Origin of the sequence: Chachezhania antarctica, assembly GCF_003646465.1 — a bacterium.
Lineage (GTDB): Bacteria > Pseudomonadota > Alphaproteobacteria > Rhodobacterales > Rhodobacteraceae > Chachezhania > Chachezhania antarctica.
Window position 1 is genome coordinate 35,495 of sequence record NZ_QZEX01000009.1, and the last position, 14,168, is coordinate 49,662.

The following is a 14,168-nucleotide window of genomic DNA, read 5'->3' on the forward strand; positions in this document are numbered from 1 at the left end:
CTGATCTCCATGAGCATCCTCAAGGGCTATACCGTGCTCGATTGCTCCATCGCCATGGCCGGCCCGTTCGCGGCGCAGCGGCTGGGCGATCTGGGCGCCGACGTGATCAAGATCGAACCCGTCACCGGCGAATGGCAGCGCCATGAATCCGCGGGCGGCGCGAAGGGCAACAAGATCAACGTGTCGTTCCTGTCGCTGAACCGCAACAAGCGGTCCGTCGCGGTGGATCTGAAATCCCCCGGCGGGCAGGAGGTGATCCGCAAGCTGGTGGCGAAGGCCGACGTCTTCATCCAGAACTATCGCGCCGGTGTCGCCGGACGGCTGGGCGTGGATTACGAAACGCTGTCAGCGATCAATCCCGGCCTGATCTACGTGTCCATGTCGGGCTACGGTGAAACCGGCCCCCACGCCCAGTGGCCCGGACAGGATCTGCTGCTTCAGGCGATGTCGGGCGCCATGCTGTCATCTGGTCGTGAAGGCGAGCCTCCGCAGGCCGCGGGGCAGTACCTTGTAGATGCCGTCACCGCCTATTCCGCTTTCGAAGGCGCACTGGCGGCCCTTCTTCACCGGGAACGCACGGGCGAAGGCCAGAAGGTCGAGGTCAACATGCTCGACGCGATCACCACGATCCAGATGCAGGAACTGTCGGTCTTCACCGTGGGCAACATCCCCCAGAGGCGGTCGGCGGAACCGCACGCGCACAGCTATATCCGGTCTCCCTACGGCACCTTCGCCACGACGGACGGGTTCATCGCCATCGCCATGCCGGATTTCCCGGGGCTTGCGAAAGCATTGGACGAGCCGCGCCTTGCCGGGCTCGACAAGGACGTGGCGGGCTGGCAGCAGCGGGACGATACCTTCGCACTGGTCCGCGAGGCGGTGGGCAAGTTTTCTTCCGCCGATGCGCTGGCGCGGCTGGGGGCCGAAGGCGTGTGGTCCGGGCCGGTCTATGGCTATGCCGACCTGCTGGCCGATCCGCAGATCGCCCATAACGGTACCTTCGTCGAATACGACCACCCGACCGAAGGCCATGTAAAGACACCCGGTTTCCCGATCCGGTTCTCGCGCACACCGTCGCAAGTCCGCCGCGGCGCGCCTTTGGTGGGCGAACATACCGACGAGATCCTGAAGGAGGCCGGGTTCACCGACGACGATCTTGCCGCGATGGCAGGCTCCGGCGCCATCGGGCGGGGGCAGTGATGCGGTACCACGGCCTCACCTGGGACCATCCGCGCGGCTATAACGCTCTGGCCGCCGCACAGGCCGATGGCGGGCCGGTGGACTGGTCCGTCCAGCCGCTGGAAGGGTTCGAAAGCGCCCCGATTGCCGAGCTGTGCGCGAACTATGACCTTGTCGTGCTGGATCACCCCCATCTGGGCGAGGCGCTGGCCACCGGCTGCCTGACCCCGCTGGAAGACGTGTTCCCCGCGGGCGCGCTGGCCCGGATCGCCGGTGGCGCCATCGGCCCGGCCTATTCCAGCTACGCGATGGACGGGCATCAATGGGCCCTGCCGCTGGACGCCGCGACACAGGTCATGGCCCTGCGCCCGGACCTGACCGACCACCGCCCGACCACATGGGCGGACGTCATCGCCGCCTCGGCCGATGGCACTGTTGCCCTGTCATTGGCCGGCCCGCATGCGGCCCTGTCCTTCCTGTCGGTATGCGCCTCCATCGACGCCACGCTCGACATGCGCGACAGCGGCTGGCCGGACGAGGCAACCTCCATAGAGGCCACCGAGATCCTGATCGCGCTCCATGCAAGCAGCCCCGCGCAGGTCCGCGACCTGAACCCGATCGGGTTGCTGGAGCATATGAGCCGCAACGACGACGTCGCACTGATCCCGCTGATCTATGGCTATGTGAACTATGCCGCGCCGGATCGTGCGCACCCGATCCTGTTCCGGAATGCGCCGTCCGGCGTGCGGCCCGGCTCGATCCTGGGCGGCACGGGCATCGCGATTTCAGCGAAAGCGCAGGTCAGTGACACCCTGCGCGAACACCTGCTGTGGCTGATGTCGCCCGAAGTGCAGGCCGGGTTCATCCCCGACCATGACGGCCAGCCGGGCCTCAGGTCCGCGTGGGCGGACCCGATGGTCAACGCTGCATGGGGGGATTTCTACACCAACACCGACGCCACGCTGGAGGCCGCGACCATCCGACCCCGCCACGATGGCTATATCGCCTTCCAGTCCCGCGCCTCGGTCGCGCTGCGCGACGCACTGGCCGGTGGGCTGTCCGCCCGGACCATCGCCCGCATGCTGATCGACATGCACGGCCAAAGCCTGCCCAACCACAAGGCCCTGACATGACTGCTCCGCTCACGCTGTCCATCGAAGACCGCATCGCCACGATCACCTACAACCGGCCCGCCAAGCTGAACGCGATGACGCCGGAAATGGCCGACCTGATGATCGACGCTGTCGAAACCTGCAACGGGTCTGACGAGGTCCGCGCCGTGATCCTGACGGGCACCGGCAAGGCGTTCTGCGCAGGGTCCGATATTGCGGAACTCGACGGCTATGCCACAGCCTGGGATTTCCGCAACCGGCGGGAATATTGCGACGCATTGCGAGGGCTGTTGAAACCCTCCATCGCCGCGATCAACGGGTATGCCTTCGGCGGCGGGCTGGAAATGGCCCTGTCCTGCGATATCCGCATCGCCGCCGACACGGTGAAGCTCGCCGCGCCCGAGATCAAGCTGGGCTGGATCGGCGGCGGCGGGATGACAGCGCTGCTTGCGCATTCCATCGGGCCGTCGAACGCCGCGCTGATGGTGATGACGGGCGATCCGGTGACGGCGGACAAGGCGCTGACATGGGGGCTGGTGTCCGACGTAACCGCACCCGACGCGCTGATCCCCCGCGCGCGGGAGATCGCGGGGGCCATCGCGGCGCGCGCGCCCATCGCGGCAGAAACGGCGCGTGCAAATCTGAAGGCAGCCTATAACATGCCGCTCGAATCCGCCGTGGCCTACGAGCGCGATCTTCAGACGGTTTGTTTCGCCACCGAAGATGCCGCCGAAGGCCGCGCCGCTTTCGCCGCCAAACGCATGCCCGCCTTCCGGCGGCGCTGACCAGTGACAAGGACCGACAGAATGAACTTTGGCAATGCCGGTGTGCCCCTGGGCCGCGCCTGGAATCCCGCCGCGAACGGCCCTTCGGTCGTCACCCTGCGGGACGGGCGCGTGATCGACATCACCTCGAAAACCGCGCCGACCGTGCGTGATATCTGCGAAATGGATGAGCCCGCGGCCTATGTTTCAGGCGCGGAGGGCACCGACCTTGGCGCCGTGGACGATATCGCCGCGGCTCCCGTAGGCGACCTTTCGGCCATCCACATCCTTGCCCCCTGCGACCTGCAGGCGGTCAAGGCCTGCGGCGTGACCTTTGCCAATTCCATCGTCGAACGCGTGATCGAGGAGCGCGCAGCGGGCGACCCCAAACTGGCGGAAGACATCCGCACGCGCGTCGGTGCCGCCATCGGCGACAGCCTGCGCAACCTGCGCCCGGGCTCGCCCGAGGCGGCAGAGGCCAAGGCCGCGCTGATCGCCGAAGGGCTGTGGAGCCAGTACCTCGAAGTCGGCATCGGCCCGGATGCCGAGGTGTTTTCCAAGGCGCAGACGCTGTCTTCGGTCGGGACCGGCGCCGATATCGGGCTGCACCCGAAATCGATCTGGAACAACCCGGAGCCCGAGATCGTGCTGGCCGTTTCCTCGGCAGGCCGGATCGTCGGGGCGACATTGGGCAACGACGTGAACCTGCGCGATTTCGAAGGCCGCTCGGCGCTGCTGCTGCCGCTGGCCAAGGACAACAATGCCTCCTGCGCCATCGGGCCGATGATCCACCTGTTCGACGGGTCGTTCACGCTCGACGACGTGCGCAAGGCGGAGCTGGACCTGACGGTGACGGGCCCCGAAGGCTTCACCCTGAAAGGCCAGTCGTCGATGGCGGAGATCAGCCGCGATCCGCTGGACATCGTGGCGCAGGTCGTGGGCACGCATCACCAGTACCCGGACGGGCTTGTCCTGTTTCTTGGCACGCTTTTCGCGCCCACGCAGGATCGCGACGTGCCCGGCGAGGGCTTCACCCACAAGCTGGGCGACGTGGTGGAGATCTCGGCCCCCGGACTGGGCACGCTGCGCAACACCGTAAAGCTGTCGACGGAATGCGCACCCTGGACCTTCGGCGCCAGCCACCTGATGCGCAACCTCGCGGCGCGGGACCTGATCTGAGCGCAGGGCACACCGTCCCTTTACAGCCCCGCAGCCACGGCGGGCGCCGGCCGAACAGACCGGAGTTTCCGATCAGGGCGCTTCGGATCGGGGGATCGGGATGGCGCGCACCTCGCCTTGGTTCCTGCAAATGGATGTCATGCGGGTTGTACGACGGCACCTTCAAGCATCTCGGTCTTCAATTCCGAGGCGTGGATTCCCAGGATGATCAGGCCGGGCCAGAGCATGTAGGCCTCGATCTCGAGGTTCTCGCCGAAGGACAGGAGCACGATGGTCATCATGATCGACAGCGGCAGCCGCCCCCGCGGGCCGCGGGCTGCGTCCATCAGGGCCAGCGCCGTCTGCCAGACCAGCGGGACCAGCAGCGCCAGCATCCCCACCAGCCCTTTCACGAACAAGAGCCCCCACCACGTGTGATGGCTCCCGATGGGCATGTACTCAACGATGTGCGCCCCGGGCTGAACTGTGCCGTGACCGAACCAGAAGGCCTCGTTCTGCCAGCGTTCCCCCGCGATCCGCTGCAGCGTTTCGCGCACGCGGGTACTGTCGGCGCGCGCACCCTTGAAGGCAGCCACGCCATCCTGCAGAGCCTGCAGCACGACCGTGCCTGCCACCGCCAGCAATGCCGTGAACCCGGCCAGAACCGACCACGCCCAGCCCCTCAGGATCAGCGGCAGCAGCCGCGGGCCCACCGTGCAGGCGACCAGCCCCACCAGACCCATCCGGGATTTCGACAGCAGGATCATGGCGACACCGGCCGCGATCCCGATGCTCCGCCAGCGGATGTTCTTCTCCTCCAGCGCAAAGCAGACCTGAAGCACACCCAGAAGAGCGGCGAACGGCGACCACGGCGCATAGAACTGCCACCGCGGCGTCCAGCTCCCCGGATCCCAGGTGAAGAAGAAAACCGAGAAATACTCCGGCCCCGGCCCGCCGATGGCCTTCAGGGGCGAGGTGAAGATCTTTTCCGGGAGCCCGGCATAGGGCGCGATAAACAGGATCGGCAGCAGCGCCAGTGTCCAGAGACCGACGATACACTGCCCGCGGATCAGGATCTCTCGCCGGATCGGCAACACGGCGCCCGCCAGCGGGAAAAGCGCGAGCAGCGCCCAGCCCTTGGCCCAGCCGATCGACGATTTGATGGTCTGCTTCAGCCCCAGGCCCCAGTCGATATGTCCGACCCAGAGCGCCACCAGCATCACGAACATGCCAAGGAACCAGATCACGACGACATCCGGCACCGGCCCCCGTGCCCGCAGATCCTGCCGGACCGCCGGGCCAAGATACAGAACCAGCGCAGCCAGTCCGCCCAGGAGCCAGGCCAGCACCGGGCCCACGACGTAGAGCGCACCGACGAAGTAGAAAGGCCATGTCCAACCGAGCGCCTTGAAGACCATGCGCTCGGCTGGATTCTGCGGAACAATGTCGGTCATTCTGCGGCCATCGCCATCGGAGCGGCTCCCGAGGGTTCAGCCAGAAGTCGCGAGATCAGCGGTCGACGCAGCCAGCCCAGCAAGAGGCCCATCAACAGGAACACCGTCGCGGCGCCACCCGCCGCCACCGCCAGCTTGCGCCGTGGCGAGCTCGGCTCGAAGGGCAGCGACGGATCTTCCAGCACCTGCACCAGCGGGTAGGACGCGAAAAGATCGTTTTTCGATGTCTGCGTCCGCGCCATGGCCGACGCAAAGACGGCCTCGGCCACCGAGAAATCGCGCTGCAGGTCTTCCAGCCGAGCGGCGGGTTCGATCAAGCCCAACTTCCGCACCTCTGCACTTTCAAGTCGGCGGGTCAGCGCAGCATGTTCGGCCTTCAGTCCCGCGCGCTCGGCATCGAGCGTTACAAGATCCGACAACAGCCCGGCGCGGCTGCCGACATGGGACAAGTCGAGCGCGGCGAGCGTCGTGGCGTCAAGATCGGTGATCGCGGCGGCGCGGGCCATCGCCTGCGCCAAGGCGGCGTCGTACCCTTGGCGGGCCGTGCGCACCTTGGGATGGTTCTCGCCGAATTGACCCCGGTATTCGGCCAGGGCGCTGGCCTGCTCCGACATCGCCTGGGTCAGCGTGGTGAAGACGGTATCGGCATGGAGCCGCAGCGCCGCCGCCGCGAGCCGTGCGTCGGTGTTCAATGCACCTTGCAGCGCCTCGACTGCCTCGGTCTTCTCGTCCAGCTTCGCGCCCAGATCGCGAACACGTTGGGCCAGCACCTCGGTTTCGGCCACCAGCGCCTGATATTGTTCGGCCGAGATCAGCCCGGTTTCCCGTTGCAGGCGCGAGATCTCGTCCCGCGTGGCCAGAACCGACTGGCGGTATTGCTCGATCGCGTCGCGCCCGCCATCCTCACGGAGCGTGATCTCGTCCGTCCGCAGCGCCTCGATCTCGGCAAAGAAGGCGCCCAGCAGGGCGTCGCCGCGGGCCTTGGCATCTTCAGGGGAATTGCCCGTGACCGAGACATGGATCAGGCCGGTCTGGTCGACGAGTTCCACACGCGCCTGCCCGAAATCCTGCGCCCGCATGTCCATCGTCCCGGCGGCCGCCCGAACGATGCGGTCGGCGCCCAGCAGGCGCTTGTAGGTTTCGGTCGGGCTGACCGAGCTGCTGGTGAAGGGCGAATTGGCATAGGACGACGCCTGCCCGATCCGGTCGAGGTTGACCGATGCCGACGCGCCCGATCCCGGCAGGATCAGCGACATCGACGAGGTGAAGCGCAGCGGTGCCATCTCCAGGTAGCTGGTGATTGGCGCCCAGATGCAGGCCGCACCGATGGCGAAGAGGCCGATATAGCGTGGCAGACGCCCGGCATCGTTCGGGCGGCCGCCACGCAGAAGGCGCAAGAAGGACAGCTCGCGAAACGGCAGGCGGACCAGCGACGGAACAGGCACGGATTTCAGCGTGGGACGGGTCATGGGCAAAACTCCTTGCCCGTGGAATTAACCCATCGTTTACCACGTTGCGCGCCCGCGAGGGGATGGCTACCGGGCGCCTTGGGGTGGCGTGACCTATCCCCAAGGATAGGTCAGAACAGCCCTTCGTCCCGCGCGATCATGGCGGCCTGGGTGCGGTTCGTGGCCCCTATCTTGCGATAAAGCGTCTTCATGTGCAGCTTCACCGTGGGCTCGCGGATATCCAGATCGCGGGCGATTTCCTTGTTCGACTTGCCCTCGGTCAGCCCCTTCAGCACGTCGCGTTCGCGCTGGGACAGTTTCGCTGCGAGGGGATGCATTTCCTCCGGCTCCGGCGCGCGCATAAATTCCATCGGTGCGTATTGTTCGCCCATCGCCATGAAGCGGACGGCATTAACCAGTGATTTCGCCGACAGCGTCTTGGGCAGGAAGCCGGCGGCGCCGGCGGCCAGCGCTTCCTCGGCCACGTCGCGGGTCGCGGTGCCCGAGATTATGGCGACGCGGTGGCTACCCTCCAATTCGAGACACTGCGTCAGGCCTTTCAGCCCGTCCATCCCCGGCATCGAGAAATCAAGCAGAACCAAGTCGAAATCGTTCTCTTCGACCAGCGCCTTCGCGCCTGCCAGATCGGCGGCGGTCTCGGTCTCGATACCGCCTTCGTTCTGCAGGTACATTACCAGCATTTCTCGCAGCAGATCGTGATCGTCGGCGATCAGGATACGCATCTTTGTTGCCTCCCGGGGACCATCGCGCTTGGGCCATCCAAAGCTCTACCAAAGGTAGAGTCGTGCGTCATGGCACGTTCCAGATTCTTCATTTTCGCCATTTCCGGTATGTTCCACCGTCCGGGCGCGCGCCGCCCTGGAAAACCGGCACGACATTAATCATTAACAACACAAAACCACAGGGCGAATAAGGTTAACCTGCTATCCGTAAGGATAGATGGTTTACCGCCAGTGTCCAGCACCTGCCCAAGCGGGTGAGGTTGCGTATCCAGCTGTTTGGAAAGTGTCTTCCGTCGCGCCATCGGCCTCGCCCCACGCGTCGTTGAAGCAAGGCGGCCCGATCCCGCAAGTCTCCGGAAACACAACCCTAACCGGACACTTCCATGACCTACCTCGCCCCTATTCACCCCGTCTCCACCCCGGTCTTGCCTGCAAACCTGGTTAACCGGACCCCTGAAACCGACGCGCCCCTGACCCATGTCGAGCTCTTCGGCCTGCCCGTTGTCAGCGCTTCGACCCCGCATGTCGTTAACCAACTTCTGATGCCCGGACGGAACAGCCGTGTGGCGTTCCTGAATGCACACTGCGCCAACGTGATGGCGCGCGACACAACCTATGCGGATTCACTCCAGACGGCCGACATGATCCTGCCGGACGGAATCGGGGTCGAACTTGCCGCCCGGATGCGGGGAAAGTCGATTGCCGAGAACCTGAACGGCACCGATTTCACCCCTGCCCTGCTGCAGGCCGCCGCCGATCGGGGACTAAGCGTGTTCCTGTTCGGCGGCCAGCCGGGCGTTGCCGATGAAGCCGCCACCGCGCTCTGCCACAGGATCCCCGGGCTGCGCATCGCCGGCACCCGCAACGGGTTCGACGGCGCGGCCAACAGCTCGGCCGCGATTGCCGCAATCAATGCCTCGCGCGCGGATATCGTGCTGGTTGCCATGGGTGTGCCGCGTCAGGACGTATGGCTGGCCAAGAATGCCCGGCTGCTGGACGCCCGCATCACGCTGGGCGTCGGCGCGCTGTTCGATTTCCTGGCAGGCCGCGTGCAGCGGGCACCCGGGATCGTGCGGCGGGCAAAATGCGAATGGATCTGGCGCCTGGCGATGGAGCCGCGCCGGATGGCCGGGCGCTATCTTGTCGGCAACTTTACCTTCCTTGCCCGCGCCGCGAAGGATGCCATCATCCGCGCCGACAGGGTAAATGCCACGCGCCGCGCGCTGGATATCACGATTGCGGGCAGCGCACTTCTGGCGCTGGCGCCGGTGCTGCCGGTCGTTTTCGCGGCCATCAAGCTTGACAGCCGCGGCCCGGTTTTCTTCCGTCAGGACCGGATCGGGAAGGACGGCAAGACCTTCTCCATGTTCAAGTTCCGTACAATGCGGACCGACATGGCCGATCCCCGCGCCGCAGTTATGCACCAGAAAGTGGCTCAGGGCGTTCGCCTTAAATCCCGTACCGATCCACGGATCACGCGCGTGGGACAGATCCTGCGCCGCTGGTCCATCGACGAGCTGCCGCAGATTGTGAACGTACTCCGCGGAGAAATGTCGATCGTCGGCCCCCGCCCCGTGCTGCCGCAGGAATATGCCGCCTTCCCGAAACGAGCGATGGGTCGCTTTGCCGTGAAACCGGGCCTGACGGGCATCTGGCAGGTCTCGGGGCGTGCGGATATCGGCTTTGACAAGATGATCGAAATGGATCTGGCCTATGCCGCATCCCGGACCGCCCTGCTCGACCTGCTCCTGATCTTCATGACCTTCAAAGCCGTGGTCGCCGGACGGGGTGCCTACTGAGCCCATGTCGCTGGCCTGCCAAACCTATCCGAACGGATAGGTCGGCTGGTCGGATGCTCCCATGACTGTACCCAAGACGGCGTGCGATATTCTCCACGCCCCCCGAACGGAGACCGCTGACATGACCCGCACTTTGCCTGCCCTGACCCTCGCCGCACTTCTTCTCGGCACAGCTGCATTTGCCGATCTGCCTGAACCGACGGGCGATGTGCTGCTGACCGTCGATGGCGACATTACCGAGACGAATGTCGGCGACACCGCCCAGTTCGACCGTGCCATGATGGAAGCGATGGACCCTGTGACCATCACCACCACCACGATCTGGACGGATGGCGAACAGACCTTCACCGGCGTGCCGCTGTCCACCCTGATGGCCGCCGTCGGTGCAGGGGGGGATGTGATCAGCGCAACCGCCGTCAACGATTACGCCGTGGAAATCCCGCGCACGGACTGGGTAGATGACGGCCCCATCGTCGCCTACCTCAACAACGGCGAACCGATGTCGCTCAGGGACAAGGGGCCGCTCTGGATGATTTACCCCTTCGATTCCAGAACCGAGTACCAGTCCGAGGTCATCTATTCCCGCTCGATCTGGCAACTGGACCGGATTACCGTAAGAGACTAACCTCGGCAGCCGTACGTCCGCGCAGAGGAGGCGTCGGTGAGCTCGCTTCAGAACATGCGCCAGACGGGTCCGAGCTGGCGACGCACCTCATTCGCTGTAGCGCTGCTGGTGTTCTGCATGGGAACGGTGGCCAGCATGGGCTGGCTCGTCCTGCGCGAGATCGACGATATCAACACTGCCAATTCCGACAACCTGCAATGGGTTCTTGCCCAGGCGGATGTCGAATTCCTGCGCTTCAAGGTCGCCCTGCTTGAAGCGCAGGACGATCGCGAGAAGCTCGATGCCGTGCGCCGCCGGTTCGACATCTTCTACAGCCGCATGTCGACGCTCGAAAGAGGCGTGGCCTTTCGCACGCTGCGGGACAACCCCGATTTCGATCAACCACGCGCAGAGATACGCGACTTCCTCGACCAAAGTGTCCCGCTGATAGACGGCGACGACGCGACGCTGCAAGCCGCCCTGACCCGACTGCTCGGTACCGCCGTCACACTGGAAGATGCGATCCGCAAGCTGTCGCTCGCCGGGTTGACCAGCTTTGCCGAAATCTCGGACGAACGGCGCGAGAACCTGATCCAGACGCTGTTCCTGATGGCTGCCGTTCTGATGCTGCTTTTGGGCGGGCTGTCGCTTCTGGCACTTTCATTTTACAGGCTGTACCGCGTATCGCGGCGCCAGGCCGAAGACGTGGCCCGTACCGGATCGCGGATGCGCACCATCGTCGAGACCACTGTCGATGCGATCCTCGTCTGCGACGGATCAGGCAAGGTGATCGACCTGAACGGCTCGGCCGAGAAAATGTTCGGCTATTCCCGCGCGGAGGCCATCGGCCGATCAGCGATCACGATGGTTCACCCGCCGGATGTGGCAGAGTCACTGCGGGAAAAACAGCTGAAATACATCGGAGAGAAACGCCGGCCCGACCCCCACGAACGGCGGTTCGAAACCGAGGCCATCACCAGGAACGGCCGCCGCTTCGCCGCCGAGATATCGCTCGACCGGGCCGACGACACGGGGGAGCGGGTCTTCGTCGTCTTCGTGCGCGACATCTCGCGCCGGAAGGCGGCCGAGGACGAATTGCTCGACGCGCGCGACAAGGCGCTGGCCGGGGAAACCGCCAAGGCCGAATTCCTGGCCGTGATGAGCCACGAGATGCGCACGCCGCTGAACGGGCTGTTGGGCACGATGCAGCTGATGCGCGATCATTCCCTGACGGAACGGCAGTCCGACCTGCTGGACCAGATGCAGAATTCAGGCCATCTGCTGCTTGGGCTGGTCAACGACGTGCTCGACCTGTCCAAGTACGAGGCGGGCAAGCTGGTGCCCGAACAGCGCCCGTTCGAGATCCCCCGCCTGCTGGACGGTATCTGCGAAACCATCGGGACGCTGGCATCGAACAACGGCAACACGCTGAGCTGGACCAGCACCGGCGCCCCAAGCGATATCGTGATGGGCGACAGCCGTCGGCTGCGGCAGGTGCTGCTGAACCTCGTCGGGAATGCAGTGAAGTTCACCCGCGGCGGCGAGATCACGATCGAGGCCGAAGAACTGCCCGGCCCCGGTCACATCACCGAATTTCGGGTCGTTGATACCGGCATCGGCATCGCTCCCGCCCATCTCGGCCGAATCTTCAACGATTTCGAGACACTCGATTCCTCGTATTCCCGGCAGGCGGGCGGCACCGGGCTGGGCCTTGGTATCGCCCGCCGCCTGACCGACCTGATGGGCGGAGAGATCGGGGTCGAGAGCGAAGAGGGCGAAGGCAGCCTGTTCTGGGTGCGTGTCTCGCTTCCCCCCGCCGACGAAATGCCCGAGGTGCAGCAGCCCTTCGGGGATATGACCGGCGACACAGGTCCGGTTCCGTCGCTTTCGGTCCTGCTGGTCGAGGACAACGAGATCAACCGGTTCGTCGCGCGCGAGATGCTGGAAGCCGAAGGCCACAAGGTGACAGAGGCGGTGAACGGCCGCGCCGGGGTGGAATGGGCCGAGGCACAGGCGTTCGACCTGATCCTGATGGATATCTCGATGCCCGTGATGGACGGGCAAGCCGCCGCACGGGCGATCCACATGGGCGGCGGCGCCTCGGCCAAAAGCCCGATCATCGCCGTAACCGCCCATGCCCTGCCCGAGGAAATCGCGCGGTTCAAAGAGGCGGGAATGGATCACACCATTTCGAAACCCATTGACCGGGCCGAACTGATGGGACTTGTGCGCGCCGTCGCCTCGGGTGATCCGCTGGTGCCGTCCGGGCCCCGCGGTGGACCCCGGCCTGTCCTTGTGGACAAAGACCAGCTGGGTACGATGCGCGAGATGCTGAAAGCCGAAGACTTGGATCGCCTGGCTTCGAAGTTTCTGGCCGAAACCGACGCGGTGGTCACCGATCTGTCGGCGGCGTCCCCCGGCGATCCAGATCTTGCAGCCCGCGCCCATACCTCTGCCGGTTCCTGCGCTACTTTCGGGTTGACCGCGATGCACAGGGCCCTGGGCGATATCGAAGCCGCGGCGAAACGGGAAAACCTTTCGGAAGAAGCGTTGAAAGCACTGGCCCCGCTCTGGAAACAGAGCCGCGGTGCGTTGCAGGACTGGCTGGGAACCTGATCCTGCGGCCGAGGCGTCAGCCTGTCAGTCCAGTAGCGTGATCACTCCGAACAGGCCAAGAACCTTGCCCAGCTCGATGACGTTGGTCACGCCGCTGTCGTAGCACGCAATGGCATCGCCCGGCAGCAGGTAGGGATCGTAATCGTCCCGGTCAGCGCGTTTGCGCAGCTTTTCGATCGGGCGTTCGATGACGGCCGATACCTCGGTCACCGGGTTGCGCGAAAAGAGCGCGGCGGACCTGTCGGCGCTGGTCGCCCGTGCTCCGCCGACACAGTTGGCATCGATCACGGCCTGGATATAGCGCGTGCCATAGGGCACCTCTCGCACGGTCTGGCCGATGGCCGACGGCGCATTCCCGGCAGCAGGCTGGGTCAGGTTCGACAGGTAGAGCGAAATCCCGGGCGGGCTGACCGGGCTGGGCTTCATCAGATCGTCCTGGAAGCACTGGCGCGACGGCACGAAGACCTCGTCGCCTGTCAGCAGCATGACATCATCGAAGGGGCGGCCGTCCACGGCACCCCGCAGGTCGACGATGTAGTTATTGCCACCCCGCGTGATCCGTACCGCCGACAGGTCGGCATCGGGGCGAACCCCTCCGGCGCTGCGCAGCGCCACCGAGATGTTCCGCCCCTCGGTCGAAGCACCCAGCGCGGCCTGCCGGCGCTGGTCGACCTGGTCGCCCTGAACACCGCCGATATCGACGGGCCGTTCCTCGAAGACCGCGCCGTTCACGGCCACCCGGGCCGGGGCGAAGTCGATCAACAGAAGCGAGATTTCGGGCTCGGCATCGTAGAAGCCGCCCGACACGAGCGCCTGCCGGATATCCGCGGCCACCTGCGCCGCCGACCTTCCCTGCGCCGGGATCGGTGCCAGGTAGGGAAGTTTCAGCATGCCATCGCGCGACACGACGAATTCACCGGTGAAAGTCTCGTCCTCTGGCAGCCGAAGATCCAGAAGGTCGCCCCGCGACAGGAGCTCGCCGCGCAGGGCTTGCGGCAGATAGCGGCCCAGCTTGGATCCGGCCCCTGAACTGCCCGCATAGGGCCGGCACTTCGAGGCATTCATCCGTTCGGAAACAAGAACCGCGTTCGGGTCGGCAGGTTCGACGAGGTCGCGGTACTGGGCCTGGTAGGCATCGCCCCGCGACACCGGCTCAAGGTTGGGCGGCGTGCGCCCCCCGCCACAGGCCGAAAGTGCCAGAATGGCGATGCCGCTCACCGCGTGCGTCAGTCTGTGTCGGGCCATGGGTCGGGATGCTCGTTAGAATTGTATCTGATCCTAACCCCTTGAA

11 protein-coding genes are annotated in these 14,168 nt (G+C 65.3%); 7 read left to right on the forward strand and 4 right to left on the reverse strand.

Annotated elements, in window-relative coordinates:
• Positions 1–9: 9 nt before the first annotated feature.
• From D4754_RS17045 to D4754_RS17060, 4 genes are read left to right on the forward strand one after another with little or no spacing between them, the layout of a single operon-like run.
• Entirely contained in the window at positions 10–1,200 is a 1,191-nt protein-coding gene (locus D4754_RS17045) for a CaiB/BaiF CoA transferase family protein (RefSeq protein ID WP_121066042.1), read from the forward strand.
• Positions 1,200–2,312: an extracellular solute-binding protein gene (locus D4754_RS17050; protein WP_121066045.1), complete on the forward strand. Its 1,113-nt coding sequence runs from the start codon at positions 1,200–1,202 to the stop codon at positions 2,310–2,312. The genes D4754_RS17045 and D4754_RS17050 overlap by 1 nt, the downstream gene beginning before the upstream one ends.
• Positions 2,309–3,076 (forward strand): enoyl-CoA hydratase/isomerase family protein, encoded by a 768-nt coding sequence (locus tag D4754_RS17055; protein WP_121066048.1) that lies wholly within the window; start codon positions 2,309–2,311, stop codon positions 3,074–3,076. Before D4754_RS17050 ends, D4754_RS17055 begins: the two co-directional genes overlap by 4 nt.
• A gap of 21 nt (positions 3,077–3,097) precedes the next feature.
• A complete protein-coding gene (locus D4754_RS17060; RefSeq protein WP_121066051.1) occupies positions 3,098–4,234 on the forward strand; it encodes a fumarylacetoacetate hydrolase family protein in 1,137 nt (378 codons plus the stop codon).
• Positions 4,235–4,371: 137 nt separating this feature from the next.
• On the opposite strand, the gene D4754_RS17065 is transcribed toward D4754_RS17060, so the two are convergent.
• From D4754_RS17065 to D4754_RS17075, 3 genes are all read right to left on the reverse strand, one after another.
• The gene (locus tag D4754_RS17065; RefSeq protein ID WP_121066054.1) at positions 4,372–5,667 is read right to left on the reverse strand and encodes an O-antigen ligase domain-containing protein; all 1,296 of its coding nucleotides are present in this window, start codon (positions 5,665–5,667) and stop codon (positions 4,372–4,374) included.
• Entirely contained in the window at positions 5,664–7,136 is a 1,473-nt protein-coding gene (locus tag D4754_RS17070) for a GumC domain-containing protein (protein ID WP_240453923.1), read from the reverse strand. Before D4754_RS17070 ends, D4754_RS17065 begins: the two co-directional genes overlap by 4 nt.
• 110 nt (positions 7,137–7,246) lie before the next feature.
• Positions 7,247–7,858, reverse strand: a complete 612-nt coding sequence (locus D4754_RS17075; RefSeq protein ID WP_121066060.1) for a response regulator transcription factor — start codon at positions 7,856–7,858, stop codon at positions 7,247–7,249.
• Between the two features lie 383 nt (positions 7,859–8,241).
• Here D4754_RS17075 and D4754_RS17080 point away from each other — a divergent pair, with 383 nt between their 5' ends.
• The 3 genes from D4754_RS17080 to D4754_RS17090 all read left to right on the forward strand — a co-directional run bounded on the left by D4754_RS17080 (position 8,242) and on the right by D4754_RS17090 (position 12,877).
• Positions 8,242–9,657, forward strand: a complete 1,416-nt coding sequence (locus D4754_RS17080; protein WP_121066063.1) for a sugar transferase — start codon at positions 8,242–8,244, stop codon at positions 9,655–9,657.
• 121 nt (positions 9,658–9,778) lie between these two features.
• Positions 9,779–10,282: a putative pterin-binding protein gene (locus D4754_RS17085; RefSeq protein WP_121066066.1), complete on the forward strand. Its 504-nt coding sequence runs from the start codon at positions 9,779–9,781 to the stop codon at positions 10,280–10,282.
• 36 nt (positions 10,283–10,318) lie between these two features.
• Positions 10,319–12,877, forward strand: a complete 2,559-nt coding sequence (locus tag D4754_RS17090) for a hybrid sensor histidine kinase/response regulator (RefSeq protein ID WP_121066069.1) — start codon at positions 10,319–10,321, stop codon at positions 12,875–12,877.
• Positions 12,878–12,901: 24 nt separating this feature from the next.
• Here D4754_RS17090 and D4754_RS17095 read toward each other — a convergent pair whose 3' ends face one another.
• A complete protein-coding gene (locus tag D4754_RS17095) occupies positions 12,902–14,122 on the reverse strand; it encodes a polysaccharide biosynthesis/export family protein (protein ID WP_121066072.1) in 1,221 nt (406 codons plus the stop codon).
• Positions 14,123–14,168 lie beyond the last annotated feature (46 nt).